24 protein-coding genes are annotated in these 24,835 nt (G+C 61.0%); 11 read left to right on the top strand and 13 right to left on the bottom strand.

Features of this window, described 5'->3' with window-relative positions; all coding sequences use genetic code 11:
* Positions 1-4: 4 nt before the first annotated feature.
* Positions 5-2,626: a leucine--tRNA ligase gene (gene leuS, locus NW857_RS03595; protein ID WP_414336472.1), complete on the top strand. Its 2,622-nt coding sequence runs from the start codon at positions 5-7 to the stop codon at positions 2,624-2,626.
* 88 nt (positions 2,627-2,714) lie between these two features.
* Here the strand turns inward: leuS and NW857_RS03590 are convergent, their stop codons facing one another.
* Positions 2,715-4,277: a bifunctional orotidine-5'-phosphate decarboxylase/orotate phosphoribosyltransferase gene (locus tag NW857_RS03590; RefSeq protein WP_414332882.1), complete on the bottom strand. Its 1,563-nt coding sequence runs from the start codon at positions 4,275-4,277 to the stop codon at positions 2,715-2,717.
* A gap of 150 nt (positions 4,278-4,427) precedes the next feature.
* Between NW857_RS03590 and NW857_RS03585 the strand changes: the two genes are divergently transcribed.
* Positions 4,428-5,819 (top strand): TldD/PmbA family protein, encoded by a 1,392-nt coding sequence (locus tag NW857_RS03585; protein ID WP_414332844.1) that lies wholly within the window; start codon positions 4,428-4,430, stop codon positions 5,817-5,819.
* A 381-nt stretch (positions 5,820-6,200) separates the two neighbouring features.
* Here NW857_RS03585 and purU read toward each other — a convergent pair whose 3' ends face one another.
* The 3 genes from purU to NW857_RS03570 are packed head-to-tail and all read right to left on the bottom strand — an operon-like array spanning position 6,201 to position 7,688.
* A complete protein-coding gene (gene purU / locus NW857_RS03580) occupies positions 6,201-7,049 on the bottom strand; it encodes a formyltetrahydrofolate deformylase (protein ID WP_414367959.1) in 849 nt (282 codons plus the stop codon).
* Between the two features lie 60 nt (positions 7,050-7,109).
* The gene (locus NW857_RS03575) at positions 7,110-7,370 is read right to left on the bottom strand and encodes a hypothetical protein (RefSeq protein ID WP_414332847.1); all 261 of its coding nucleotides are present in this window, start codon (positions 7,368-7,370) and stop codon (positions 7,110-7,112) included.
* 3 nt (positions 7,371-7,373) lie between these two features.
* Complete coding sequence (locus NW857_RS03570; protein WP_414332849.1) at positions 7,374-7,688, bottom strand: TatA/E family twin arginine-targeting protein translocase; 315 nt, start codon at positions 7,686-7,688, stop codon at positions 7,374-7,376.
* A gap of 198 nt (positions 7,689-7,886) precedes the next feature.
* On the opposite strand from NW857_RS03570, the gene secA reads away from it, so the two are divergent.
* Positions 7,887-10,751, top strand: coding sequence for a preprotein translocase subunit SecA (secA, locus tag NW857_RS03565; protein ID WP_414336469.1), 2,865 nt, complete (start codon positions 7,887-7,889; stop codon positions 10,749-10,751).
* Positions 10,752-10,764: 13 nt separating this feature from the next.
* On the opposite strand, the gene NW857_RS03560 is transcribed toward secA, so the two are convergent.
* Positions 10,765-11,685, bottom strand: coding sequence for a TIGR01777 family oxidoreductase (locus NW857_RS03560; protein ID WP_414332854.1), 921 nt, complete (start codon positions 11,683-11,685; stop codon positions 10,765-10,767).
* A gap of 322 nt (positions 11,686-12,007) precedes the next feature.
* On the opposite strand from NW857_RS03560, the gene NW857_RS03555 reads away from it, so the two are divergent.
* Positions 12,008-12,526, top strand: coding sequence for a hypothetical protein (locus NW857_RS03555; protein ID WP_414332855.1), 519 nt, complete (start codon positions 12,008-12,010; stop codon positions 12,524-12,526).
* 21 nt (positions 12,527-12,547) lie between these two features.
* Here the strand turns inward: NW857_RS03555 and hemB are convergent, their stop codons facing one another.
* Together hemB and NW857_RS03545 are read right to left on the bottom strand one after the other, a co-directional pair.
* Positions 12,548-13,534: a porphobilinogen synthase gene (gene hemB, locus NW857_RS03550; RefSeq protein ID WP_414332857.1), complete on the bottom strand. Its 987-nt coding sequence runs from the start codon at positions 13,532-13,534 to the stop codon at positions 12,548-12,550.
* Positions 13,535-13,562: 28 nt separating this feature from the next.
* Complete coding sequence (locus NW857_RS03545; RefSeq protein ID WP_414332859.1) at positions 13,563-14,516, bottom strand: lysophospholipase; 954 nt, start codon at positions 14,514-14,516, stop codon at positions 13,563-13,565.
* A gap of 368 nt (positions 14,517-14,884) precedes the next feature.
* On the opposite strand from NW857_RS03545, the gene NW857_RS03540 reads away from it, so the two are divergent.
* Positions 14,885-15,001 carry a photosystem II reaction center protein I gene (locus tag NW857_RS03540; RefSeq protein ID WP_011431538.1) on the top strand — a complete coding sequence of 39 codons (117 nt, stop codon included), beginning with the start codon at positions 14,885-14,887 and terminating at the stop codon, positions 14,999-15,001.
* 122 nt (positions 15,002-15,123) lie between these two features.
* Here the strand turns inward: NW857_RS03540 and NW857_RS03535 are convergent, their stop codons facing one another.
* Entirely contained in the window at positions 15,124-15,564 is a 441-nt protein-coding gene (locus NW857_RS03535) for a hypothetical protein (protein ID WP_414336466.1), read from the bottom strand.
* A 181-nt stretch (positions 15,565-15,745) separates the two neighbouring features.
* Positions 15,746-16,378, bottom strand: coding sequence for a biotin transporter BioY (locus NW857_RS03530; RefSeq protein ID WP_414348989.1), 633 nt, complete (start codon positions 16,376-16,378; stop codon positions 15,746-15,748).
* Positions 16,379-16,439: 61 nt separating this feature from the next.
* Between NW857_RS03530 and hisN the strand changes: the two genes are divergently transcribed.
* The gene (gene hisN / locus NW857_RS03525; RefSeq protein ID WP_414332865.1) at positions 16,440-17,249 is read left to right on the top strand and encodes a histidinol-phosphatase; all 810 of its coding nucleotides are present in this window, start codon (positions 16,440-16,442) and stop codon (positions 17,247-17,249) included.
* Here hisN and NW857_RS03520 read toward each other — a convergent pair.
* Positions 17,234-17,821, bottom strand: coding sequence for a thioredoxin family protein (locus NW857_RS03520; protein ID WP_414332867.1), 588 nt, complete (start codon positions 17,819-17,821; stop codon positions 17,234-17,236). The two genes, hisN and NW857_RS03520, sit on opposite strands and share 16 nt — an antisense overlap.
* A gap of 146 nt (positions 17,822-17,967) precedes the next feature.
* Here NW857_RS03520 and NW857_RS03515 point away from each other — a divergent pair, with 146 nt between their 5' ends.
* The 3 genes from NW857_RS03515 (at position 17,968) to NW857_RS03505 (ending at position 21,849) form a co-directional block, all read left to right on the top strand.
* Positions 17,968-18,786 (top strand): TatD family hydrolase, encoded by an 819-nt coding sequence (locus NW857_RS03515; RefSeq protein WP_414336462.1) that lies wholly within the window; start codon positions 17,968-17,970, stop codon positions 18,784-18,786.
* Between the two features lie 125 nt (positions 18,787-18,911).
* Positions 18,912-21,431 (top strand): GAF domain-containing protein, encoded by a 2,520-nt coding sequence (locus tag NW857_RS03510; RefSeq protein WP_414367956.1) that lies wholly within the window; start codon positions 18,912-18,914, stop codon positions 21,429-21,431.
* A gap of 4 nt (positions 21,432-21,435) precedes the next feature.
* The gene (locus tag NW857_RS03505; RefSeq protein WP_414336460.1) at positions 21,436-21,849 is read left to right on the top strand and encodes a DUF309 domain-containing protein; all 414 of its coding nucleotides are present in this window, start codon (positions 21,436-21,438) and stop codon (positions 21,847-21,849) included.
* On the opposite strand, the gene NW857_RS03500 is transcribed toward NW857_RS03505, so the two are convergent.
* Complete coding sequence (locus NW857_RS03500) at positions 21,850-22,002, bottom strand: hypothetical protein (RefSeq protein WP_414332874.1); 153 nt, start codon at positions 22,000-22,002, stop codon at positions 21,850-21,852.
* Between the two features lie 59 nt (positions 22,003-22,061).
* Positions 22,062-22,178 carry a cytochrome b6-f complex subunit PetN gene (locus tag NW857_RS03495; RefSeq protein WP_414336457.1) on the bottom strand — a complete coding sequence of 39 codons (117 nt, stop codon included), beginning with the start codon at positions 22,176-22,178 and terminating at the stop codon, positions 22,062-22,064.
* A gap of 127 nt (positions 22,179-22,305) precedes the next feature.
* On the opposite strand from NW857_RS03495, the gene NW857_RS03490 reads away from it, so the two are divergent.
* Both NW857_RS03490 and NW857_RS03485 read left to right on the top strand, forming a co-directional pair.
* A complete protein-coding gene (locus NW857_RS03490; protein ID WP_414332876.1) occupies positions 22,306-22,551 on the top strand; it encodes a hypothetical protein in 246 nt (81 codons plus the stop codon).
* A gap of 99 nt (positions 22,552-22,650) precedes the next feature.
* Positions 22,651-23,211, top strand: coding sequence for an SRPBCC family protein (locus tag NW857_RS03485; RefSeq protein ID WP_414348994.1), 561 nt, complete (start codon positions 22,651-22,653; stop codon positions 23,209-23,211).
* A 217-nt stretch (positions 23,212-23,428) separates the two neighbouring features.
* Here the strand turns inward: NW857_RS03485 and NW857_RS03480 are convergent.
* The coding region (locus NW857_RS03480; RefSeq protein ID WP_414367954.1) for an ATP-binding protein at positions 23,429-24,835 on the bottom strand (1,407 nt) is incomplete at its 5' end.

The raw sequence follows: 24,835 nt of genomic DNA, 5'->3' as shown, positions 1-24,835 counted from the left end.
AACCGTGGACGCGCGCTACAATCCCCGGGCCATCGAGAGCAAGTGGCAGGCCCACTGGCGTGAAATGGGGCTGGATCGCACCCCAGAGTTGAAGGACGGGATCCGCAAGTTTTATGCTTTGTCGATGTTCCCCTACCCCAGCGGCAACCTGCACATGGGGCATGTCCGCAACTACACCATCACCGATGTGATTGCCCGCCACAAGCGCATGCAAGGGTACGCGGTGCTGCACCCGATGGGCTGGGATGCCTTTGGTCTGCCGGCGGAGAATGCCGCCATCGACCGGGGGATCCCGCCGGCCAAGTGGACCTACCAGAACATCGCCCAGATGCGGGATCAACTGCAACGGCTGGGGCTTTCCTACGACTGGGAGCGGGAGATAGCCAGTTGTTCGCCAGACTACTACAAATGGACGCAGTGGATCTTCCTGCAATTTTTGAAGGCGGGCCTGGCCTACCAAAAAGAGGCGGCGGTGAACTGGGATCCCGTGGATCAGACGGTGCTGGCCAACGAGCAGGTGGATGCGGAGGGGCGCTCCTGGCGATCCGGCGCTCTGGTGGAAAAGCGCCTGCTCAAGCAGTGGTTTTTCAAAATCACCGCCTATGCTGACCAACTGCTGGCCGACCTAGAACAGCTCTCCGGCTGGCCGGAGCGGGTGCGCATTATGCAGGAGAACTGGATCGGCCGGTCGGTGGGGGCTAGGGTTGTCTTCAAAGCGGAGACAGGGGAGGAGCTGCCGGTGTTCACCACGCGGCCCGATACCCTCTGGGGGGCCACCTTCATGGTCATGTCGCCGGAGCACCCCTTGGTGGACAAGCTCACCACCCCTGAGCAACAGCCCGTCGTCAAGGCTTACCAGGCCGAGGCTGCCGCCCGCAGCGAGATCGAGCGCAGCGCCGAAGACCGGGAAAAAACGGGCGTCTGGACGGGATCCTACGCCATCAACCCCGTCAACCAAGAGCGGATCCCCATCTGGATTGCCGACTATGTGCTGATGGGCTACGGTACGGGGGCCATCATGGCCGTGCCCGCCCACGACCAGCGGGACTTCGAGTTTGCCCGCAAGTTTGGCCTGCCCATCAAGCAGGTGGTGCAGCCGCCCGGCGAGGCAGGGGAGACGGCTGCAGATCTGCAGTCGGCCTGGACAGGGGAAGGGGTGATGATCAACTCCGGCCCCTTGGACGGGATCCCGGTGGGCAAAGGCCCAGGGCAGAGCGTAGAAAGAGCCATCGCCTGGTTAGAGAGTCAGGGCTTGGGGGAACGGCAGGTGAACTACCGCCTGCGGGATTGGCTCATCTCGCGGCAGCGCTACTGGGGCTGCCCCATCCCCGTAATTCATTGCCCCCACTGCGGGATTGTGCCGGTGCCGGAGGAGGATCTGCCGGTGCTGTTGCCGGAGGATGTGGAGCTGAGCGGACGAGGTGGCTCTCCCTTGGCCCACTTGGAGGACTGGGTGAAGGTAAAATGCCCCACCTGTGGCGCCGATGCCCGCCGCGAGACCGACACCATGGACACCTTCATCTGCTCGTCCTGGTATTTCCTGCGCTTCAGCGATCCCCGCAACGACCGCGAGATCTTCCGCAGAGACCTGGTCAACGCCTGGCTGCCGGTAGATCAGTACGTGGGCGGTATCGAGCACGCCATCTTGCACCTGCTCTATTCCCGCTTTTTCACCAAGGTGCTGCGAGATCAGGGGCTGCTGAATTTTGACGAGCCGTTCTTGCGTCTGCTCACCCAGGGGATGGTGCAGGGGCGCACCTACTACAACCCCAACAAGTCCGGCAAGGATCGCTGGATCCCGGCGGCTCTGGTCAAGGATCCCAACAACCCCACAGATCCAGAGACCGGCGAGCCCCTGCAAGTTATCTACGCCACCATGTCCAAATCCAAAGGCAACGGCGTGGATCCGGAGGAAGTGCTGGCCCACTACGGAGCGGACACAGCCCGCATGTTTATCCTCTTCAAGGCGCCCCCCGAGAAAGATCTGGAGTGGGACGATGCCGATGTGGAAGGCCAGTTTCGCTTTCTCAACCGCGTCTGGCGGCAAGTGTACGAGTTTGTCGTTCGCGATAGCGGGACGGAGTCCTTGCGGGGCAAAGCCGCCGAGCTGCTGCAGGCCCAGGTCGAGGCGGGATCCCTGACCAAGGCCGAAAAAGATCTGCGCCGCGCCGTCCACACGGCCATCCAGGCAGTCAGTGAGGATCTGGAGGAATACCAGCTCAACACCGCCATCGCCGAGCTGATGAAGCTGAGCAACGCCCTGGCCGAGGCCGGGATCCCGGATTCGCCGGTCTATGCGGAGGGGATGCGCACCCTGGTGTTGCTCTTGGCCCCCTTTGCCCCCCACATTGCCGAGGAGTTGTGGCAGGCGCTGGGCGGCCAGGACTCAGTCCATCGTCAATCTTGGCCCAGCCATGATCCGGCGGCTCTGGTGGCCGACACGGTAACCATTGTGATTCAGGTGAACGGCAAATTGCGCGGCTCATTTGAGGCACCGGCGGACGTGACGCCAGAGGAGCAGGAACGCTTGGCCCTTCAGTCTGAGGCGGCGCAAAAGTATCTGGAAGGGGCGACGCCCAAAAAAGTGGTGGTGGTGCCGAAAAAGCTGGTTAACTTGGTTCTCTAGCTGCGTCTGGCCATCGGGTTTGGGGTCGGCATGGCAGCCCTACCGGCTTTCCGTAACCGAACCATGTCGTTGTAGCTTTCGCGCCGCTCTAACTCCCCTCTCCCTCAGGGAGAGGGGCTGGGGGTGAGAGCTGGGAGAGACGATTAAACTGGGCTTCGTCAATGCGGCCGGCGCGGAAAAGAGTGGTTTTGATTTCCGAGAGGGTGAGAACGGCATGGCCGCGGTACCCCTGCTCTTGCAAACGCTCTCGCGCCCCCTGCTCGTGATCGATCAGCACCACAATGTCTTCCACCTTTAGCCCTGCCGAGCGCAGTTTCTCGGCTCCTTCCATGGCGCTGCGCCCTGTAATCAAAACGTCATCCACTACAACCACCGTTTCCCCCGGTTGGTAGGATCCCTCGATTTGCCGGCGAGTTCCGTGGGCTTTTACCTCTTTGCGGGGATAGATCATCGGCTTATTTAAGCGCAAGGATAATCCGGTTGCCGTCGGCAGAGATCCATAGGGGATCCCGGCAATCCGCTCGAAGGAAAGGGTTTCTAAAATCTCTGCGTAAGCCTTGAGAACGCGATGGAAGATTTGCGGCTTGGAAATAATGGTACGCAGATCAATGTAATAGGGCAAAGTTTGCCCAGAAGCCTGGACATAATCTCCAAATAGAATACAGCCGATGTCGTACAGCTCTAGGATCAAATCCGTATGAGGATTGGGCTGCAACAGACAGACATCCGGCACCCACAAGGTGCAAGCCGACCCAGATCCCGACTGTCCCTTCTGAGAGCGAGCTGTTTCCACGGTTTCTCGCAACTGGCTTACAGCCTCTTTCAAATCCTGGCGAGCCAACCAGTCCTGGGGTACCGGCAGCAACAGGCCCTCTCCATGGGCGTTCAACCCCGCCTGCAGACAAGCCTGCCAGTCCACGCCCTCTCCCCAGAGGCTGCGGGCCAAGATCAGCCGTTCGGGAGCAGCGGCGCGGATGCGACCCATCACTGAGGGATGCGCGGATCCCACTTCCAGCGCTACCTGTTCGGGTGTGCCCCAATGGCGGCACTGTTTCACCAGATTTAGGTGAAGGGGTTCCACGCTCTCTATTCCTTCCTGCTGCCCGGCGATGGCTTCGGCAGGGTAGTCCTGGATGGCGTTGGCCCCCGGATTGCTGGTACGGCAGAGCAGAAACACAGCTTTGTGAGGATAGAGCAAAAACGGAGCCACCAGATCCTGGCCTGCATAAGGATTGAGGGTGAGGGCATCCACATTCCAAACTTCAAAAGCCTGCCGAGCCAGAACAGAGGCGCTGTTCAAATCGGCGTACTTGGCATCGAGAATGACCGGGATCCCTGTGGGCACTCGGCGCAGCACCGCTTCCAGCAACTCCAGGCCGCCAGATCCCAGGGCCAAATAAAACCCCAGCGTCGGCTTGTAGGCGCACACGTGATCCTGCGTCTGCTCGATCACCCAGCCCAGCCAGTCCAGCAAGGCGGCCATCATTTGCGGTGTTGCAGAGGCAACCAGGTTGGAATCGGGCTCTCCCTTTGGCCTGAGGTGGGCAGGTAACAGCTCTGGATTGGGATCCAAGCCCAGCCAGAGACAGCTTTGGTTCTGCCGGCTTGCAGCCACCCACTTGTCGCTGAAACTCACCCCATATCTTTTCACCTGCAACGGTCGGCTCCTTGGCTTTTCTCATTGTGCGTCGTTCTCCATCCTCTCCTTTGGGATCCCTTCCCGTCAGGCCAAGGTTCGACCCCGATTAAGCCCACAATGAGGCTATGCTGAATTGAGCACCGCATCTATCCCCCTGTTGCCATGCGAGACCTTCTGCGCGACATCCTTCGAGATTGCTCTGGCTTTGTGGAACTGCGCTACCACAGCAAGGTGTTTCGCAGTGTCACCGCCGAGAAAGGCCGCCTTGAGCGCACCGCGGTTCGCCGCCGTTCCGGCGTGGGGGTGCGGGTGCTAGAGGCCGGCACCTGGGGCTTTGCCGCCACCGGAGATCCCTCGCCGGCTGCCATTCGAGAGGCCATTGCCGAGGCGCAGCAGGCTGCCCGCGCCAGCGCCGACTACCGCAAACACAAGTTGCAGGCTTTGCCCAGCGTGCGGTTGGCCCAAGGGGAGTTTTGCGAGCCCGGCGTGGGAGAGGTGCTCAACAAGCCTCTAGAGGCGAAGATCCAGTTGGTTTTGGAAACGGAAGCCCAAGCCCAGAAGTCTTCCGCTCGTATTAGCTCCGCCAGTTGCACCTACAACGAGATCTACGAGGAAAAAGCCATTGTCACCACCGATGGGGCGGATGTGGCCTTTCGCCTGGTGCGCCCCGAATTGCGGGTACAAGCGGTGGCCGAGGCCGATGGCCAACTGAGCAGCGGCGCCGAGTCCATCGGGGTAACGGGGGGGTGGGACTGTCTGTTCCGCTCGGATCCCTTGCAGATGGCGGAAAAGGCAGCTGCTACTGCGGTCGATCTCCTCTCCGCAGGCTACGCCGAGGGAGGATGGGCCACAGTCATTTTGTCTCCTTCCATCGTGGGTCTGCTGGTGCACGAGGCTATTGGCCACACCGTCGAGGCGGATTTTGTCTTGGCCGGCTCGGTGGCTGCCGGCAAGCTGGGCCAGCGGGTGGCCAGCGAACTGGTTACGCTCAAGGATTCAGGCCGCTCCGAATTTATGCCGGGGGCAGGGGGGACGCTGCCGGTGGACGACGAAGGCGTTCCCACCCAAACCACCACCATCATCCAAAACGGCATTTTGGTGAGCTACCTGCACAACCGCGAAACGGCTGCCCACTTCGGCGTCGAGCCTACCGGCAACGCCCGCGCCTGGGAATATGCCGATGAGCCCCTCATCCGCATGCGCAACACCTACCTCGAGCCGGGATCCCAGACTTTGGAGGAGATCATCGCCAGCACTCCCGACGGCTACTTCCTGGATGGGGCCAGAAACGGGCAAGCCGACTCCACCGGCGAGTTTATGTTTGGCGTGGAGCGGGCCTACCGCATTCGCAACGGCAAGCTGGCGGAGCTGCTGCGAGGGGTCACCATCACGGGCAATGCCTTTGAAGTGTTGCAATCGGTGGATGCCGTCTCGCGGGATTTTCTCTGGGACCTGGGATCTGGCCATTGCGGCAAGGGGCAGCCGGCCAAGGTGGATGCAGGCGGTCCCTACATTCGCTGCCGGGCCATTGTAGGCGGACAACAGACTGCTTAGCTGCTTCGGCGGGACTCTACCCGTAGGGTCGTTGCCACTCCCACCACTTAAGTCGGGGGATCCTTACGCAGCCCATGGACAGGCTCGTAAAGGGGTTGTCAATGCGCCCCTAGACAGTTCCCTATAGCCAAGCCGCAAAGTTCTGCTTACTTAGTCATCATCAAATAGCAATGAAACGTTATTGCCACGTAACGCTGTCACGAACGCGCTGGCCGCGCGGAGCCCTATCCCTAACTCCCCTCTCCCTCTGGGAGAGGGGCCGGGGGTGAGGGAGCGCTCCCTCTGGGAGAGGGGCCGGGGGTGAGGGAGTACTCCCTCTGGGAGAGGGGCCGGGGGTGAGGGCAGCGGCGCGGAGCGCTTATAAGCCCAGTTTTTTGCTCATCAAGCAAACACCACCGTTTTGTTGTGGTAGACCAGCACGCGATTTTCCAGGTGATAGCGCACGGCCCGAGCCAGGACTAGGCGTTCCATGTCGCGGCCTTTGCGGATCAGGTCGGCAACGGTATCGCGGTGGCTGACCCGCACCACATCCTGCTCGATGATCGGCCCCTCATCCAGATCTTCGGTGGCGTAGTGGGCAGTTGCGCCGATGATCTTGACGCCCCGTTGGTGGGCGCGCTGGTAGGGGTTGGCGCCGGCAAAGGCGGGCAGGGTGGAATGGTGAATGTTGATCACCGGCGGCGCCTGGCGGAGCAGCCACCCGCTCAGCACCTGCATGTACTTGGCCAACACCACCAGGTCGATGCGATACTCCTGCAGCAAGGCAAGCTGGCGGGTTTCTGTCTCTGCTTTGCTCTCTGGAGAAATCGGGATGTGATGGTAGTCGATGCCGAAGGAGCGGGCCAGCGGCTCCAAGTCGGGGTGGTTGCTGATGATCAAAGGGATCTCCGCCGGCAGTTCCCCAGCCCTCTGCCGCCAGATGAGATCCAACAGACAGTGGGGCTGCTTGCTGGCCCACACGGCAAGGCGACGGCGCGTGTCGGAAAAATGCAGTTCCCAGTTGGCCTGGATCCCACGGGCAATGCCCGAGAAGGCGGGGACAATTTCCGCCCGCTCCAGTTGGAAGCCCTCTAAGTCCCACTCGATGCGGCTTAGGAACAGCCCTGCCTCGGGATCCGTGTGGTGGTCGGCATGCAGGATGTTGCCGTCGTAGCTGTAGATAAAATTGGAGAGCTTGGCTACCAGCCCTTTTTGATCGGGGCAAGACACCAACAAAGTGGCCGTGGGCATAGAGGTGCGAAGAGCTCGCCTCTTTACCCTAGGGCCTGGATCGGCCCCAGAGCAAGGCTGTCAATCGACCCGGTTGATCTCTGCCAACAGCCAGGGATCCACCGGCTGGCCATCCCAACGCTTCAGGTCGATGCGAATCCAGATGGTTGCCGAGGAGCCGGCAGGGGGCAGCTCCTGGTGAAACGAGATCTCGTAGTCGGAGGGGTTTTGGCCGTGCTGCCGCAGCCAGGTTTCCACCTTCGCCGGGGCAAAATAGGACTGCCCTTGCTCGAACAGGCGCGCGATCTCCAGGCCAAAGCAAAGCGGGTTGAAGCGGGCCATCGACTAGGCGGCGTCTGCGGTTGGCGAGTTGTCGGCTGTGGCGGCTACGGGTTCTGCCCCATTGGCGGGTTTGCCAGGCGGATTGGCTATGGCGACCGACTCGGCTTGGGTTCGGGCCGCTGCTGGGCGGACAGCTTTTTCCAGCTCCTGTGCCTCTCGGTTCAACTGCGCCTCAAACTCTCTGGAGGCATCTTGCAAGCTGCGCAGGGTTTTGGCCAACGTGCGACCGATCTCCGGCAATTTGCGCGGCCCAAAGACCAAAAGGGCCACCGCAAAGATGACCAACATTTCCGGCAGTCCAACACCCAAAAAGTTCATAAGCCCTGGGATCCCTTCGCTTCCCTAGACTGACATTTTCTCGCCGCAGACCGCAAGTCACCGCAGGCCCTCTTCAGCCATTCCCACAGCTTAGGTGTTTTGTGCTCAGCTCGCCCAGGCCAACTTCTCCCTGGCCAGCCAAATCAAAATGGTAAAATTGCGTCATCAGTCAACTTCTTTATCGGCCCAGGCTTGCCCATGCTCCAAACCCTACAAAAGCTCCTTGGGGATCCCAACGATCGCAAGATCCGCCAGTACCGTCCTGTTGTCAAGCTGATCAACTCGCTGGAGATCGAGATCGCCTCTCTTTCCGATGCGGAGCTCAGGGCCAAGACCACCGAGTTTCGCCAGCGCCTGGATAGAGGGGAGTCCCTCGACGACCTCCTGCCCGAGGCGTTTGCGGTGGTGCGGGAAGCGGCCAAGCGGGTTCTCAACTTGCGCCACTACGACGTGCAGCTCATCGGCGGCATGGTGCTGCACGAGGGCCAGATTGCCGAGATGAAAACCGGCGAGGGGAAAACACTGGTCGCCACCCTGCCTGCCTATCTCAACGGCCTGACCGGCAAGGGGGTTCACATCGTTACCGTCAACGGCTACTTGGCCCGGCGGGACTCGGAGTGGATGGGGCAGGTGCACCGTTTCTTGGGCCTGACGGTTGGCCTGGTGCAAGAGGGTATGTCCACCGAAGAGAAGCGGCGCAGCTACAACTGCGACATCACCTACTGCACCAATAGCGAGCTGGGCTTCGACTACCTGCGGGACAACATGGCCACCGACATCAAAGAGGTGATGCAGCGGCCCTTCAACTACTGCATCATCGACGAGGTGGACTCCATCCTCATCGACGAGGCCCGCACCCCCCTGATCATCTCCGGCCAGATGGCCCGCCCCTCCGAAAAGTACCTCAAGGCGGCCCAGGTGGCGCGGGAGCTGATCCGGGACGAGCACTACGAAGTGGACGAAAAAGCCCGCAACGTCATCCTCACCGACGAAGGGTTTGAAGCCGCCGAGCGGTTGCTGGGGGTCTCCGATCTGTTTGACCCCAAGGATCCCTGGGCCCACTTTGTCTTTAATGCGGTGAAGGCCAAGGAGCTCTTCATCAAGGATGTCCACTACATCGTCCGCAACCAAGAGGTGGTGATCGTGGACGAGTTCACCGGGCGGGTGCTCCCCGGTCGCCGCTGGTCGGATGGGCTGCACCAGGCGGTGGAAGCCAAGGAGGGGGTGCCGATCCAAAACGAGAGCCAAACCCTGGCCACCATCACCTACCAAAACCTCTTCCTGCTCTATCCCAAGCTCTCCGGCATGACGGGCACCGCCCGCACCGAGGAAGCCGAGTTCGGCAAAACCTACAACCTGGAAGTGACGGTGATCCCCACCAACCGGCCCATCCGCCGTAAAGATGCTCCCGACTTGGTCTACAAGACCGAAAACGCCAAGTGGAAAGCGGTCGCCGAGGAAATTGCCCACATGCACGAGCGGGGCCGGCCGGTACTGGTGGGGACGACCAGCGTGGAAAAATCTGAGCGCCTCTCGGCCATGCTCAAGGAGATGGGGATCCCGCACAACCTCCTCAACGCCAAGCCGGAGAACGTGGAGCGGGAAGCGGAGATCATCGCCCAGGCGGGGCGCAAAGGTGCCGTAACCATTGCTACCAACATGGCCGGGCGCGGCACGGACATTATCTTGGGCGGCAATGCCGAGTACATGGCCCGCCTCAAGCTGCGGGAACGGCTGATGCCCAAGCTGGTGCAACTGGACGCCGACAACCCGCTGGGATCCGTTCCCATGCTAGGGCGGGGTGGGGGCCAGGGATTTGGAGGATCCTCACCTAAGCCGAAAAAATCCTGGACGGTGGTCTCTCCCAACTTTTACCCCTGTGAGCTGTCGGCCCGCACCAGCCAAGCGCTGGAGGAGGTGGTGGCGGCGGCGGTGACCAAATATGGGTTGAACCGCCTGCCGGAGCTGGTGGTGGAAGATCTCATCGCGGTGGCCTCGGAGAAAGCGCCGGTGCAGGATCCGCTGATCTTGCAACTGCGGGAGGTCTACAACAGCATCAAGGCCGAGTACGAAAAGGTAACCGAGGCCGAGCACGAGGAAGTGGTGCGGCTGGGCGGCCTGCACGTGATCGGCACGGAGCGCCACGAGTCCCGTCGCATCGACAACCAGTTGCGGGGCCGCGCCGGACGGCAAGGGGATCCCGGCTCCTCGCGGTTTTTCCTCAGCCTGGAAGATAACCTGCTCAAGATCTTCGGTGGCGAGCGGGTGGCCAAACTGATGGACATGTTCCGGGTGGATGAGGACATGCCCATCGAGCACCCGCTGCTTTCCAGCAGCCTGGAGAACGCGCAGCGCAAGGTGGAAGTGTATTACTTCGACCTGCGCAAACAGGTGTTTGAGTACGACGAGGTGATGAACAACCAGCGGCGGGCCATCTACTCAGAGCGGCGGCGCATCTTGGAAGGGGAGAACCTCAAAACCAAAATCCTCGACTATGTGCGCAAGACTGTCGAGGAGATCGTGCGGGCCCACGTCAACCCGGAGCTGCCGCCGGAAGAGTGGGAAATCGACAAGCTGACCGCCAAGATGCAGGAGTTTGTGCCCCTGCTCAAAGAGAACCTCAAGGCGGACGACTTGCGGGATCTCTCCTACGAACAGATCTTGAACCACCTGCTCAAGCAAGCAGAGCTGGCCTACGAGGCCAAAGAGGCTTTTCTGGATACTTTTGAGCCAGGCTTGATGCGCAAGGCGGAGCGCTTCTTCCTGTTGCAGCAGGTGGACACCCTCTGGCGGGAGCATCTGCAGCAGATGGAGGCGCTGCGGGAGGCAGTGGGCCTGCGCGGCTATGGCCAGAAGGATCCTCTGATCGAGTATAAGAACGAGGGCTACGAGCTGTTCTTGGAGATGATGGACAACATCCGCCGCAACACAGTGTACAACCTGTTCATCTTCACACCCCAGATCGTGCAGGTGCCCCAGGCGGTTCCGGCGCAAGCGGTGGCTGCCAGCCCTGAGCCTGGTGCTGCTTCAGGGGTGGTGGAGGCCGATTTCACCGAAGAGTAAGCGCCGGTCTTGGTCAAGGGGGGAGGAGAATCTGTCGCAGTGCCTCTTTCAACTGTGGGTATTGGAAGGTAAAGCCCATCTGCAAAGCCGCTTGAGGGATCACTTTTTGCCCTGTCAGCACCACTTGAGCTGCCTCGCCCAACAGCAGTTCCAGAGCCAGCTCCGGCACGGGCAACCAGGAGGGGCGACCCAAGACCTGGCCCAAGGTGCGGCAAAACTCCTCCATTTGCACCGGGTTGGGAGCGGTGGCGTTGAACACCCCGGATCCCTGTTGTAGGAGGAAGCAGACCAAACTCACCCAATCCTCGCGGTGGATCCAGGAGAGCCATTGTTTGCCGGAGCCGATCGTTCCGCCGATGAAGAACTGGAAGGGGGCCAACATCTGTGCCAGTGCTCCTCCATCTGGCCCCAACACAATCCCTGTGCGCACGATGGCCAGGCGGATCCCCAATTCCTCAGCGGGCCGGGCGGCAGCTTCCCAGGCTTGACAGACTTCTGCCAGAAAATCTTGGGCCGGGGGATCCGCCTCTGTCAGGGGCTCTCCCTGCGGGTGGGAGCCGTAGTAGCCCACCGCCGAGCTGCTGATCATCACCTGGGGCTTCTGGTCGAGGGAGGCGAGGGCTTGGACAAGGGCTTGAGTGGTCTCCACGCGGCTGCGGCGGATTTCTTTTTTCTTGGCTTCTGTCCAGCGAGAAGAGGCCAAAGGCTCTCCGGCCAAGTTGACAATGCCCTCGTACCCTTCCAGGGCGGTGGCCCAGGTTTGCGGTTGATAGGGATCGTAGGGCAGCAGCTTGAGGTTGGGGGATTCCCCCAACAGGCGGCGGGCCTGGTCGGGGCGGCGGCTCAAGACCAAAACCTGATCCCCTTGCTCCAGCAGACGGGCCACCAAGCGACGCCCGATAAAACCACTCCCACCCGTGATGACAATGCGCATATGGGGATCCGACTGACCTCTACATAACTGCCCTCGTTCTTGGATCGGTGCGGGGCCTTTTGACAAGGGGAACCTCTAGCCTAGCGCGTTTTCTTGCCGACGTTGGCGATGGCTTGGGATCCCGTAATCGGTTTGCCGAGCTTGGCCAAGTGGCAGCGTCCGAAAGCGAAAATGTTTTGGGACAAAGCCTGACACACCGGGGAAAATCGGCTTCAATAAGCCCTAGCTGCGCTTCTTGGCAGCAGAGGCGGCTCATCGTCCCCCTATTTTCTTCCCTTCACCCGTGGCACCTCAGTCTTCCTCCCGTACTCCGGCTGGCCGCATGTCTGTGCGCGTAGAGCAGGTTGCTGGATCGCAGCTAGACATCTCCGTTGCTCCACGAGCCCATCGCTCGCAGGGATCCCTGGTTCGGGCAAGTGGGCAAGGGGATCCCGCCGCTCTCCCGGTTGCCCGCTCCTCGACTCGCTCCCGCCGGCCTGCCCACGAGCCGCAAGCCTGGGAGGTGGCCTGCCACATCGGGGTGAATGTCTTGTTTACGGCGGCTGCCCTCAGTGGTTTGTGTCGCCTCTTGCCGGTGCAGTTGGCCCAGCACCATCGGCTCCAAGTTCTGGAGCAGCACATCGAGGTCTTGTCCAACCGGATTTCTCGGCTGCAGGAGGGGGTGGATCGCGGCATGGATCCCTTGCAACGAGAGGCCCTGATCAAGGAACGTCTGAATCGGGTGCCGCCCAATCAAATTCAGGTGCGCTTGGTGGATCCCAGTACTTTGGTAGCCGACGAGGAGAAGAACATCCCTCCTTCCTGGATCGGGCAGTTCCGTCAGCCGCCTGCCAGGCCATAGACTGCCGCTGGCTAGAATTACCTAGGATTGTTTGAGAAGCAAGGCCACCTCTTTGGCAAAGTAGGTGAGGATGATGTCGGCACCGGCCCGCTTCATGGCCAAGAGCGATTCCATCATCACTTTTTTGCCGTCGATCCAGCCCTTTTGTTCGGCAGCCTTGATCATGGCGTACTCGCCGCTGACGTTGTAGGCGGCCACGGGCAGATCCGTTGCTTCCTTGACCCGATAGATGATGTCTAAGTAGGCCAAGGCCGGCTTTACCATCACCATGTCTGCCCCCTCGGCTTCGTCCAGCTCCACCTCTTTAATGGCTTCGCGGGCGTTGGCGGGATCCATTTGATAGGTTTTTTTGTCTCCCGACTTGGGCGCGGATCCCAGGGCATCGCGAAAAGGGCCGTAGAAGGCAGAGGCATATTTGGCGGAGTAGGCCAGAATGGCTACGTCGGTGTAGCCTTGGCTATCCAGAGCCTCCCGAATGGCGCCGACACGGCCGTCCATCATGTCGGAGGGGGCCACGATATCGGTTCCCGCTTCCGCCTGGGAGAGAGCCTGCTTAATCAGAACTTCTACCGTCTCATCGTTGAGGATCACCCCGTCCCGCACAATGCCATCGTGGCCGTCGCTGTTGTAGGGATCCAGAGCCACATCCGTCACCACCAAGATCTGGGGGATCTCCTGCTTGATCCGCCGCACCGCCCGCTGGATCAAGCCTTCCGGGTTGAAGCACTCCCGCCCGGTGGGATCCTTTTTCTCTTCCGGCACCACCGGGAACAAAGCCACCGCCGGGATCCCCAAGTTGGCTGCTTCCTCCACCTCCTTGAGGAGCAGATCCAGGGTGTAGCGGTAGCAGCCGGGCATCGACTCTACTTCCTGCCGCTGGTTCTCCCCTTCCATGACAAACAGGGGATAGATCAAATCCTGCACCCGCAGGTGGGTTTCCTGAACCATCTGGCGCAGGGCTTCGGTGCGCCGCAGCCGACGGGGACGGTAGATCAAGTCTTGGCTCATGAGAGCAGCAAAGAAAAAGAGGGCGTCTCTATTTTGCCATGAGGTCGGCGGGGGCCGAGGTGCTCGTCGGGGGAGAGAGGCGATAGCCAGGGCAAGGGGGGAAATGGCGGGCCAGCCAGCAGCGGAGAGTCTCCTTGACAGCTTCGGCTTGGCAGTCGTGCAAAAGGTCGTGGCGCGATTGGGGAAAATCGTGGATCTCACCGTTGGGGAGCCGACAGGCAAAATCCACAGCGCCGGCAGGATTGACGACAATGTCGGCAGAGGTGTAGAGCAGCAAAACCGGCAGCTCCAGCCGATGGGCTTGCTCGAGGCAGCGCCGCCCGCTGCGCACCAGTTCGGCTGTAAATCTGGCCCGCGTTACCCCACACACATAGGGATCTGCCGCAAAGGCGGCCTGCTGCGCTGGCAAGGAAGTCACCCGTGCCGGATCGTAAAGGCCGGTCAAGGCCAACTGGGGAACAACCCTGTCCAACACCTGCAGAAGGGCGTAGGTCAAGGGGGTGAAATAGTGGTCGATGCGGAAGGCCGGAGAGATCAAGATCAAGCCCTGCACCTGCTCAGGATGGGCAAGGGCATATTCCGTAACCCAATTGGCCCCCGCGCTGTACCCACACCAGATCTGCGGGATCCTCTTCTGCGGCCAGACCTGCTGAGTGATCTCCTCCAGATCCGCCTGGTATTGGCCGAAGCGGTCGATCCAGCAGCGGATGCCGCCGGAGCGGCCAAATCCCCGCATATCCGGGGCCAAAACCTCCCATCCCTGGGCAGCTAATTCCTCCGCCAAGGGTTCAAACCCGCCGCCGTGATCCCCTTTGCCGTGCAACAGCAACACCCGCCCACAAGGGGATCCCTGCGGCCAGTGGCGCAAAAAGGCCGGCATCCCGTCCGCCAGCAACACCTCCTGAGATCGACAGATCCCCGGCGAAGGTTGCGGCTGACCCCCATCCAGAGCTCCTAAGTTGCCCAACCGATCAGAAGGCATGGTTAAATCCAATACACATCCGGCAAGACCTGGCAAAGCCGCAGACCTTATCCTTCTATATTCCGGTCGCCCACAGGCGCCGCAATCTTTCTTTCCAGTCTCAAATATTTCTTAACAATCTTTGCTCTTGCCGGGGATCCCTGTCAGGCCAGGCTGCGTGGCCTTTGGCGGGGGCGTAATGGGAGGATCTTTCGGGGCAAAGCGGGGCCAATGGCGGGAAAGGGAACCGCCGGGAGGTATGATGTTGTGAAGAAGTTTTGCAAAGCCTCAGGTTGGACGGGATCCCGTCGCTGTGGCTATTTGCCCTTGCCTTACCATTGCCTTATCGCTTCCTCGGTTCATTCAGTCGGAAACAGGTTGCTGAAACTATGCTGTTACTGAAAATCTCTGTTTACGCGGTTGTCATCTTTTTTGTTGGGCTTTTTGTGTTTGGCTTTTTGAGCAACGACCCCGCCCGTAACCCCAACCGGCGGGACATGGAGTGAGGGATCCGGGCAGCTTGCGAGCTGCGAAAATAAAATAGCCATCTCCTGAGGGGGGTGCTCGGTATTGGGCATTCCCCCTCAGATTCATAAAGTTCCCAACCCAACCTGGCAGCCGGAATTGTTTACTGGAAGGCGGTAATCAGCAGCGTTTGGGAGCCGGAGCGGTTTTGCTGGTCATAGGCGGTGATCCGGAACTGCCAAATGCCCACAGGATCCCCGGCGGCGACGCGGAAGTCGGTGATGAAGCTACAAAAGGTGGCTCCGGGAGCGCAGTTAGCCTGTTGCGGGCTGAAGAACTCCCGCTGCACGCGCACGCCATTGGGGTTAAACGTTTCCAGCTCAACAAATTGCGTTGGGCGGGCGCCGCCGGGCACACTCACCTGCACCGTAAAAGCCGGTGTGGAGGTGCCCACCCGCACAGAAGTGGGCGCATTGATCAACGAAACCGTTGGGCTTTGGGGGGGAGTGATGATCGTGCCCCCGGAGCTGCCGCCATCTCCACAGGCAGCCAGCCCAGTCGCCAAAAGGCCAGTGGCCAAAAGGGTCAGAGCAGTCCGTTGCATTCCTCTGTTCTCCTCACAAAAATCTGATCGATCCTCGCCGGTTGGATAAGCATCTACCCGCCTCAGGAATTGCCGTTGGGAGCAGCACCACTCTAGGCTACTTTCTGTTGCCGTAGCCTGGGGAAAGATGCGCTTCCACCCAAATCTGCATGGGCTTTTGTGCACAGTTGGCTCCCCTGCTTCAGAGCAGCAGTAAGCGCCGCAGCAGCACCGCCATCACCGCGGCAAAGCTGGCCACAATGAGCTGTCCCGGCAGGGTATAGCCTGAGTAAAGCCTGATCAACCTCAGCAACTCCTGGTTCCAGGGTTGCGTGGCCAAAAGATAGACAATCCCGGTCAGGTGAATCAAGGCCAAAGCCACCAAGCTGCCGGATCCCAGCTCCTGGAGGCCCACCGGGGGGGCTGCCAGCCTCTTGACAGCGGCAGTGCGTTGGCGGACAGAGGAAGAAGGAAGCGAATGGGGATCCCGTTGCCGAAACGCAATCGTCCCGCAGGCCCAGGCAGCCGGCAAAAAACCCAACAAGTAGCCAAAGGTGGGCTGGTGCAGGTACTGCCACCCTCCCCCCTGGGCAAACACCTGCAACCCCGCCAGCCCCAGCCCCAAGTAGACGATCTGGGCGCACACCGCCGCCACCGGCCCCGCCAAACAAGCCGTCAGCAGCACGCCCCCGATTTGCAGCGAGAAGCTATATCCCCCCAGCCCAGGCAGCTCCGACGGAAAACTCAGATGGGTCAGGGTGCCCAAAATGGTCAGGATCACCCCAATCGCCGTCCAGAGCCATTCCAGAGGAGTCAAAAGCAGGCCAGACCGCATAACCGGGGAGAAATCTTTCCTTATGCTAAAAGAGGAAACGCGCAGGTGCGGTGGGCAAAAGGTGGTCAAAACAGAATGGATTGAACTGGCACAGGCCCTGGCCGATGCTGCCGGAGCAGTGATCCGCCCCTTGTTTCGCGGAGAGCTGCAAGCGGAATACAAAGAAGCCCGCTCCCCCATTGTGACGGTGGCCGACCGGGAGGCAGAACAGGCGATGCGGGCTTTGCTCATGGCCCAGGTGCCGCAACACAGCATCCTTGGCGAGGAGTTTGGCTTTCACCAGACGGGATCCCCTTACACCTGGGTTCTGGATCCCTTGGATGGCACCATTGCCTTTTCCACCGGCAAGCCCACCTTTGCCACCCTGATCGCCCTCTTGGAAGAGGATCGCCCCGTTCTGGGCATCATCGATCAACCGGTGTTGCGCGAGCGCTGGCTGGGGGTGCAGGGAGAACCCACCCAGTGGATTACTCCCTCTTGCCGACGACCCGCCCAGACCAAAACCAACAGCGACCTCAGCCGCGCCTACTTGAGCTGTACCACCCCTGATTTGTTCGCCCACCCCGACCAACAACGGCGTTTCCAGCAGCTCAGTCGAGCAGTACACATCACCTCCTATGGCGGCGACGGCTACCAGTACGGCCTGTTGGCCAGCGGCTGTGTGGATCTGGTGCTGGAGTGTGGCCTCGCCCTCTACGATTTTGCCGCCCTTGTGCCGGTGATCGAGGGATCCGGCGGCGTGATTACTGATTGGTCGGGGGAGCCCCTAACCCGCACCTCTAGGGGAGAAGTGCTGGCGGCGGCCAACCCCAGCTTGCATCGCCAGGCCCTGGCCGCAATTCAAAAAAACGGGAGCTACCCACCAAAATAAGCAGGCTCATTGCCGGGCTTCCACTTGATGTTGCAGCCGAGGCTGGGCTTTTGGTCAGGATCGATGGGCTTGCCCGCCAGCAGGTTATCCAGCGCCGCCCGCAAGTCTTTGCCCGTCACCGGCACATCCGTCAGGCTGGGGCGGCTGTCGTCCAGTTGGCCGCGGTAGACCAGCTTGCGCTCCGCATCGAACAGGAAAAAGTCGGGGGTGCAGGCAGCGCTAAAGGCTTTGGCCACTTCTTGGCTTTCGTCGTAGCAGAAGGGAAAGGTAAAGCCCAAGGTCTCGGCCATCTTCTTCAAGTTCTCGGGGCTGTCGTCGGGGTATTTCTCCACATCGTTGGCGCTGATGGCTACAATGCCGACGCCGCGATCCTTGTAATCTCTGCCAATGCGGGCCAGCTCTTCTTGCACGTGCTTCACATAGGGGCAGTGCTGGCAGATGAACATCACCAGCAAAGCGGGCTTGTCGGCAAAAGTAGAGAGGGAAATGGTTTGGCCGCTCACCACATCCGGCAGGCTGAAGTCAGGGGCCGGGGTGCCCAAAGGCAGCATGGTCGAGGGAGTACGGGCCATAGCAAGCCTCCAACTGTGAACTTTCTGGATCATCCTCATGCTCCCATAGGAATGGGCGGAACGGGATCCCTGCGCTCCAAACCAGCCGGGAACCGCTTTTACAATTGGATAGAGTCTGCAACACTATTTTGTTCGGGAGCTGAGCCTTGAGCACCGCCGTCTTGCCCGCTGCCCCTCTGGTGGACACCCACGTCCACTTGAACTATCCCGACTTTACAGACGATCTACCGCAGGTGGCCGAGCGCTGGCGCCAGGCCGGGATCCGGCAACTGGTGCACTCCTGTGTAACGCCAGCAGAGTTTCCCCAGTTGCAGGCCATTGCCGACCAGTACGCCGAAGTCTTCTTGTCGGTGGGGCTGCATCCTCTGGAGGCGCGCCAGTGGCAGCCGGATCTGGCCGAAAAGATCGCCCAGTTGGCCGCCAGCGACACGCGGGTGGTGGCCGTCGGGGAGACGGGCTTAGATTTTTACAAATCCGACCCGGCGGACATCGAGCGGCAACAAGAATCCTTCCGCGCCCACATTGCCATTGCCCAGGAGCAGGATTTGGCCCTGATCGTCCATTGCCGCGAGGCGGCAGCAGCCACCTATGAGATTCTCCAAGAGGCCCTGGCCACAGGGGGGCCGCTGCGGGTGGTGATGCACTGCTGGAGCGGATCCCCGGAGGAGACGCGGCTGTTTGTGGAGATGGGCTGCTTCATCAGCTTTAGCGGCATCGTGACCTTCAAGAACGCCGAGACCGTGCGCCGGTCGGCCTTGGAGGTGCCCTTGTCCCAGCTTTTGGTGGAAACCGATTGCCCTTTTTTGGCCCCCACCCCTTTCCGCGGCAAGCGCAACGAGCCGGCCTACGTGCAGCGGGTGGCCCAAACCCTGGCGGAGCTGTTGCGGATCCCCTTGGAAGACCTGGCCCAACAGACCAGCCAAAATGCCGCCCGCCTCTTCCGCCTGCCCCAGCCCCCTTTGTGAAGGAGAGTGGAGAACTTTTGAATTCCTTAAGCTTTTCCCTTGCGGCTCTGTAACTTCCCGGCAGGGGGCGTTATCGTGAAAGAGGGAGTGTAGCTTTCAATACTTCTGCGCTTCCTTATGTAGAGATGGCTATGGAGAACTTGGCCCCTGCGGCCTGCACCAGCCGGGATGCCCTCATCAACCGCATTACCCACCAGATCCGGCAATCCCTGGAGCTGGATCAGATCCTGAGGGCAACGGTGGAGGAGGTGCGCGCCTTTTTGGGCACGGATCGGGTCAAGGTGTACCGCTTCGACCCGGAAGGTCATGGAACGGTGGTGGCGGAAGCTCGACAAGCTGAGCGGCTGCCCTCTCTCCTGGGTTTGTCTTTTCCGGCGGGGGATATTCCTGAGCAAGCGCGGCAGCTGTTTCGCCTGGCCCAGGTGCGGGTCATCGTGGATGTGGAGGGCCAGACCCGCTCCCTCAGCCAGCCGGAGCCACTGGGCCGCTTTGCCCAGGCCCAGCCTTTGCCTCTAGGAGAGGTGCCGCAGCGGCCGGTGGATCCCTGCCATGCCCATTACCTCAAGTGCATGGGGGTAGCCTCTTCCCTGGTGGTGCCCCTCCTGCATCACCAGCAGTTGTGGGGGCTCTTGGTCTCCCACCACGCCGAGCCGCGCTCCTACTCTGCTGAGGAGCTGCAGGTGGTGCAGTTGGTGGCGGATCAGGTGTCGATTGCCATTGCCCAGGCGGAATTGCTGGAGCAGGCGCGGCGGAAGGCGCAGCAGGAACGCTTGATTAACCAAATTGCGGCGCTGGTGTACTCGCCGCTTCACCCCGAAACCACCCTGAGCACCGTCCTGGAGCAGCTTACCGCCCAGCTCCAAGGGATCGGGGCGCGGCTGCGCATCCAGTTCATGGGCTTGGAGACTCTCCACTGCTATGGGAGCCAGCCGCCGGCAGGATACGACGCCTGGCTGCAGGAGCAGGTGGGAAGAGGCAAGTCGGCAGGGGACGGGGTGAGAACCTGGTCGCTTTCGCAATTGGAGAAGTGGCCAGAACTGCGGTCGCAGGTGCAGCAGACGCCCATCCGCGGGCTGCTGGCGGTGCCGCTGCTTTGGAACGAGCAGGTGGTGGGCTGGCTGAGCGTGTTTCGTGGCGCCATCTGCCAAGAGACCCACTGGGCCGGCTACCGCTGGCCCGCCCAAGGGGAAGGTTGGGAGGATCCCCGTCAACAACTGCCCTTGATCTCTTTTGCCGCCTGGCGGGAGCTGAAAATTGACGAGCCCAAGGCTTGGTCGGCCCCAGAGCTGGAGCTCGTCAGCCGCGCTGCTGTGCACCTGGCCCTCTCGATCACGCAAAACCAGCTCTACCGGCAGTTGCAAGATCTCAACGCCCGTCTGGAGCAGGAGGTGCAGGAGCGGACGGCGGCCCTGCAGCGCTCTCTGGCTATGGATGCCCTCTTGCAGCGGGTCACCGACCAGGTGCGCACCACCCTGGACGAAGCCCAGATCCTGCGGGCAGTGGTGCAGGAGTTGGCTCTGGGGCTGCCCATCCAAGGCTGCGATCTCTGTCTCTACGATCCGGAAGCCGGCCAGGCCACGGTGCGCTACGAATACACCGCCGCCCTGCCGCCCGCCGGCGGGATCGCTCTAACCCTAGCCGACTACCCGGATCTCTACCGGCAACTGCAAAGGGGGCAAGCGGCGCAACTGTGCCATTTGTCGGGGCAAAGCTGGATCCCGCGGCGGGAAGGGCTGACCCTGCTGGTATGTCCGCTGCGGGAGGATCAGGCCGTGTTGGGCGATCTGTGGTTGGCCAAGCCGGCAGACGAGTGCTTCTCTGAGCTGGAGGTGCGGGTGGTGCAGCAGGTGGCGGATCACTGTGCCATCGCCATCCGCCAGGCCCGTCTCTACCAGGCCTCGGTGCAGCAAATCAGCGAGCTGGAACGCCTCAACCGCCTCAAAGATGATTTCTTGAGCACCGTCTCCCACGAGCTGCGCACGCCCATCACCAACATGAAAATGGCCATCCAACTGCTGAAAATGGCCCGCACCCCGCAAAAACGGGAGCAATACTTGCAAATCCTGGAGCAGGAGTGCGAGCGCGAGGCGGAATTGGTCAACGATCTGCTGGATCTGCAGCGGCTGGAGCAGGGATCCAAGCCCCTTCATCTCGAAGAAGTGTCCCTGGCCGCCTGGCTGCCCACTGTGCTCCAGCCCTTTGTGCAGCGGGCCCAGGCCAATCAGCAACAGTTGCGGTGGCAGATTGACCCAGCGGTGGGCAAGGTGGTGACGGATCAGGTGGGTCTGGAGCGGGTGGTGCAGGAGCTGGTCAACAACGCCTGCAAGTACACCCCGCCTCACCACCGCATCACGGTGACGGCGCGCCGCCTCAGCCCTGAACAAGTGCAAATTCGGGTTATCAACGAGGGGGTGGAGATCCCCCGCAGCGAGTGGGAGCGCATTTTTGAGAAGTTCTACCGCATCCCCAGCGGGGATCCCTGGAAGCGGGGCGGCACCGGCCTGGGGCTGGCTTTGGTTAAGCAGTGGATGCAGCGGCTGGGGGGCAGCGTCTCTATAGAAAGCGGCCAGGGCAAGACCTGCTTTACCCTGGTGTTGCCGCAGGGATCCCTGCAGCAGCCGCCCCTGAGTCGCAACTGTGCCTAGACCCATGAGTAATTGCCACCCAGAAGCGCTGCAACGGGCGGTTGAGCAATTCAACCGGGGGGAATTCTACGCCTGCCACGACACTCTGGAGGCGCTGTGGATGGAAGCGGTGGATCCGGAGCGGCGCTTCTACCAGGGGCTGTTGCAAACCGCCGTGGCCTACTACCACCTGCAAAACGGCAACCGCCGCGGCTGCATGATCCTGCTGGGGGAGGCCAACCGCAAGCTGGCCGATTTTCTGCCCACCTACGCCGGCTACAACCTGCAAGCTCTCTGGGAAGCCAACCAGAGTCTCCTGCAAGAGCTCTTTTGCCTCCAGCCTGAGGATCCCTTGCCCTGGGTGGCCCCTCCTGTCCTGAGAACCGTTGACGACAGGCCCGATCGCGAGGCTTCTTGGAATCTCCCAGAACCCCAGTAGCTACCGACGCTTGGAGCGACGAGCTTGCCGTTCTGCCTCGCTGCGCCGCCGCCGATCCCGCCAGTCGATAAAGGTGATGTAGCCAACGCCCACAGTGACAGCCGTCAAGAGCAAAAAGATGCTGCCGTAGGCGAGGCGGACAACCCAGGGCAAGTCAATTTCCATAGAGCAGGACGAAGTCTTTTAGCAACAACAGGGCCAGGCGGGATCCACTACATGCCGTTACGGCCCCAGACCACAAAGGCAATGGAAAGGGCAAAGAAAGCAGCAACGGCAACCCAGCCAAAGGTGATGATGTCCATAGATCTAGCCAAGCAAAGAAGGCTCATCGGGGTGATCCCATTTTACGGGATGGGATCCCTTGTCAACGGACATTTGCGAGCACCTTATTCTCAGTTCAAACTGGCTACAGTGGGGTCAAATCCAAAACATCTGAGCCAAACGAGGGGGGATCCGATGGTACTGGAGACATTGCCGCTGGTGGCCGCGGTGGCCATCGCCATTTTTGTGCTGGTTTTCTGGGTGCGGGTGGTTCGGGAGGCCATCTGGACGGCGGTGGGGATCGTAGTCCTCCTGGCCGTGCTGTACGTGGTCTTTAGAATTGGCCCGCGGCAGGTGCTGCAAGAGCTGCGGGATCCCTTTGCTCTTCTGGATCAAGTGTGGCAGGTGATCGTCGCCTGGTTCCAGGCCCTTTTCCCCTAGTGCGCTATCTGATGCACAATTACAATGGACTGGGCCTGGGTTGGGGCTGCTGGCCCTTCTCCTTTGTTCTGCAACTCTGACGCGCTCCGATTGCTGGCCATGCCTTCCGACTCCCCACAGGATCCCCAACAAGGGCACCTAGACCCTGCCCCGGAAGACGGGATCCCAGTTCCCGAAGACATCCAGGTGGAGGTGGAGGACTTGGGGGAGCGCTGCCGCCATGTGCAGGGCCGCGTCCTTATTCCGGTGGAGCGGCAGTGGGTTTGGCAGGTTTTAACCGATTACGACCATCTGGCGGAGTTCATTCCCAACTTGGTGGAAAGCCGCCTCCTCGGCAGCGAGAATGGCCGCAAACTGGTACGTCAGGTGGGATCCCAAAAGGTTTTATTTGCCCGCTTTTCGGCGGCAGTGGTGCTGGCCATTGAGGAAATCTTTCCCCACCAGCTTCGCTTCCAGGAGGTGGAAGGGGATTTTCTCCTTTTCGAGGGGTTTTGGGAACTGGCCGAGTGGCTAAACCATCAAACTTTGCTCACCTACCACTTGCAGGTGAAGCCGCCGCGTCGCATGCCGGTCGGCCTGGTGGAACGGCGCCTCCGCCGGGACTTGGCCTTTAACCTCCAGGCGATTCGGGAGCGCTGCCTGAGTCTATGTTCCCAATAGGGTGTGCCATCCCAAGCGCTCCGCGCCGCTAACGCGAACACCCCCAGCCCCTCTCCCAAAGGGAGCAACCCCTCACCCCCAGCCCCTCTCCCAAAGGGAGAGGGGAGCTACGGATCTAGGCCAGAGCTTTGCGGCAGCCTGATTTGTTGGATATTGGCAATTTGCATTTGCCGGCTGGGATCCCAGGTTAGCGCAGCAGACCTTCACTTCTTAGGGTTCAGGCGGCCATCGAGGGCTGCCTCTGGGTTTGTGGGTTGGCTATCGGCAGGGTGAAGTGGAAGGCACTGCCCTGGTTGATCCCTCCCGATTCGGCCCAGATGCGCCCCCCCATCGCCTCGATGATCAGCCGGCAGATGGCCAGCCCCAAGCCCGTCCCGCCCACAGAACGGCGCAGGGATCCCTCTGCCTGGTAAAACCGCTCGAAAATGACCTGTAAGCGCTCCGGTTCAATGCCGCGTCCACTGTCGGCCACAGTAAATCTCACCATCGCTTCTCCAGGTTCGCCGGCTGATGGCTCCACCTCTGCCCGGATCCAGATCCGCCCGCTGGGAGGAGTAAACTTGCAGGCATTGTCCAACAGCTTGCGCAAGACCTCCACCAGCCATTCCCCATCCGCCTTGACCATCGGCAGCCGTCTGGGCAGCGCCTGCTCGATGGTGGGTAACTCCTCGTGCCGCCGTCGCGCTTTGACGTTGCTCAGGGCCAGCTCCACGCATTCTTGGGCAGACAACGGCTCGATATGCCAGCGAACGCGACCGCTTTCCAGCTTGGAGAGGGTGAGAAAATCCTGCACCAACTCCCGCAGCCGACCGGCATCTTGCAGAGCCGCATTCAACATCTCCTGGCGCATCTCCAAGGGCATATGAGGATCGCTGGCCAACGACTCCAGACACACTTGAATGGTGGACAAAGGGGTGCGCAGCTCGTGCCCGATCACAGCGATCAGCTCCGACTTGGCCCGATCCAGATCCTGCAATTGGCGATTCAGCTCTTCCAGGTGCTGGTAGGCTTCTGCCTGTAAGAGGGCCACCCCCACTTGATTGGCAATGGCTTCTGCCAACTCCAGAGTGGCCGGCTGCCAGCGGCGAGGGTGTTCGTGGTGCAGCTCCAAGAGGCCCAGCAACCGCCCCTGATAGAGAATCGGCAGAGCCACCCAAGCGCGAATTTGGGCCGGCTGCCACAGCTCCGGCAGGCAATGCAGACGCGGATCCTTCTGGCTGTCCTCGCAACACACCAGGTGTGCTGAGGCCATTGCCTCCTGCAGAAAAGGGTTGCTTTGCACGGGCCAGAGGGATCCCTTGAGGCTGCCCATTCTCAGGGTGTGATACTCGTGCTCGATCTGGACAGCAGGAACCTGGCCATCGTAGCGGTAGATCAAACAGCGCCCCACTCCTGCCGCTTGCCCCAGTTCCTGCACCGCAATGGTCAGGATATCGCCGGGATGCAAAGACTGGCGAATGGCGCTGCTGATGCGGTTGATCAAGCGTTCCTTGCGCTCTTGAGCCTGAATGGTGCGATAGGCCCGCTGCAGCTTGTATTGCCCTGCCTGAAGATAGGTGATCAGCCGCTCGGTGAAGGGCCCTGGATTCAGTTGACTGGCAGAGTTTTGCAGGGATCCCTCCAG

It is taken from the genome of Synechococcus sp. H55.9 (assembly GCF_047462355.1).
Lineage (GTDB): Bacteria > Cyanobacteriota > Cyanobacteriia > Thermostichales > Thermostichaceae > Thermostichus.
Note: the sequence above shows the minus strand (reverse complement) of the source record. Positions and strands in the feature narration are given on the sequence as shown.